1 protein-coding gene is annotated in these 525 nt (G+C 66.7%); it reads right to left on the bottom strand.

The features are described from left to right. A partial coding sequence (locus AD89_RS0117785) for an MsnO8 family LLM class oxidoreductase (protein ID WP_025781053.1) occupies positions 1-525 on the bottom strand: 525 nt, incomplete at both ends.

Below are 525 nucleotides of genomic sequence, written 5' to 3'. Positions count from 1 at the left end.
GCGGGCCGCCTCGGCGTCGGTGTCGGCGACCATGACGTTGATCCCGGCCATGACATAGGGCTGCTCGATCTGCGCGGTCGGGGCGTCCGTGGTGAACGAATCCCGATAGGTCTTGATCGCGATGTCGATCTGGTCGGGCGCGAAGTGCGAGGCCAGGGAGAACGGCAGGCCCAGCTGACCGGCGATCGAGGCGCCGTTCATCGTCGATCCGAGCACCCAGATGGGCACGTTCATCCCCGCCGAGACCGCGGACTTGATCGGCATCGTGTGTGCCTGCCCGGTCTCGGAGAACCAGCCCTGCATGTCATAGATGTTCTGCGCGAAGTCCTGCGGTTCGGCCGAGGACCGGGCGAGCGCCTGCGCGGTCATCCCGTCCGTGCCGGGGGCACGTCCGAGGCCTAAGTCAATGCGCTCACCGTGGATGTTCGCGAGCGTTCCATACTGTTCGGCGACCATGAGCGGGGCATGGTTGGGCAGCATGACACCACCGGATCCGACCCGGATCGTCTCCGTCACCGAGGCGGC

This window comes from Brevibacterium sp. VCM10 (assembly GCF_000583215.1).
Taxonomy (GTDB): domain Bacteria; phylum Actinomycetota; class Actinomycetes; order Actinomycetales; family Brevibacteriaceae; genus Brevibacterium; species Brevibacterium linens.
The sequence above is the reverse complement of the archived record's forward strand: the minus strand, read 5'-3'. Positions and strand labels throughout refer to the sequence as shown.